We start from the raw sequence: 1232 nt of genomic DNA, 5'->3' as shown, positions 1-1232 counted from the left end.
GTGCTGCCACGTGGCCTCGTCTTCAAGGTCGAACTGGCCGACACCGAAGTGCGCGGCTATGTATGCGAGAATTACGGCGCCAAGCTGACACTGCCTAACCGCGGCCCCATCGGCGCCAATTGCCTGGCCAACCCGCGCGACTTCAAGACGCCCTGCGCCTGGTTCGAGGAGAAGGAGACGCCGTGCCGGCTGATCGCGAAATGGTGCGGCAATTTCCATGTCACCGAGATCGGCCATTCGCCGCTCGACGTGGTGGCTTGGCACGGCAACTACGCCCCCTACAAATATGATCTGGCGACGTTTTCGCCGGTCGGCGCGCTGCTGTTCGACCATCCCGATCCATCGATCTTCACCGTGCTGACCGCGCCGAGCGGCGAGGAGGGCACGGCCAATATCGATTTCGTCATCTTCCCGCCGCGCTGGCTGGTGGCGGAAGATACGTTTCGGCCGCCCTGGTATCACCGCAACATCATGAGCGAGTTCATGGGTCTGATCCACGGCCAGTACGATGCCAAGGAGGAAGGCTTCGTTCCCGGCGGCATAAGCCTGCACAATCTGATGCTGGCCCACGGCCCGGATGCGCCTGGCTTCGAAAAGGCCTCGCGCGCGGACCTGAGACCGGTCAAGCTCGACAACACCATGGCCTTCATGTTCGAGACCCGCTATCCGCAGATGCTGACCCGATACGGTGCCGAACTGGAAACCCGGCAGGACAATTATATCGACTGCTGGGCCGACCTGAAGAAGCGCTTCAACGGCACGCCCGAGGGCGACTGGTCTTGAGCGGTAATTCAATGCCGGATCGGCTGGTGCTGTTGGGCTCCAAAGGCGGCCCTGCGCTACGGCCGGGCGGGCCGTGGCCGAGTTCGTCGCTGCTCGAGATCGGCGGGCGGGCCATCGTCGTCGATTGCGGGCTCGGCGTCACGCGCGGCCTTGTCGATGCCGGTGTCAGCCTGAAGGCGCTCGACCTGATCTTCATCACGCATCTGCATTCCGACCATGTGCTGGAACTGGGTCCGCTGATCCACACCGCCTGGACGGCCGGATTGGCGACGCCGGTCAGCCTGTTCGGCCCGCCCGGCACCGGCCATTACTGGCGGCGCTTTTGTCAGGCGATGGAATTCGACATCGAAATCCGCATCGTCGACGAGGGCCGGCCTGATATTCGCGAGCTGGTTTCTGTCGAAGAATTCGGCGAAGGCCATGTGGTCGAGCAGCGCGGCCTGAAGGTG

2 protein-coding genes are annotated in these 1232 nt (G+C 63.4%); both read left to right on the top strand.

The features are described from left to right. Nucleotides 1-783 (top strand): homogentisate 1,2-dioxygenase domain-containing protein (locus tag EOA36_RS35720; RefSeq protein WP_127281260.1); only part of this gene is annotated, 783 nt, incomplete at its 5' end. Nucleotides 784-794: 11 nt separating this feature from the next. After that, nucleotides 795-1232 (top strand): MBL fold metallo-hydrolase (locus tag EOA36_RS35715; protein ID WP_189553556.1); only part of this gene is annotated, 438 nt, incomplete at its 3' end.

The organism is Mesorhizobium sp. M8A.F.Ca.ET.021.01.1.1, assembly GCF_003998025.1.
Lineage (GTDB): Bacteria > Pseudomonadota > Alphaproteobacteria > Rhizobiales > Rhizobiaceae > Mesorhizobium.
Note: the sequence above shows the minus strand (reverse complement) of the source record. Positions and strands in the feature narration are given on the sequence as shown.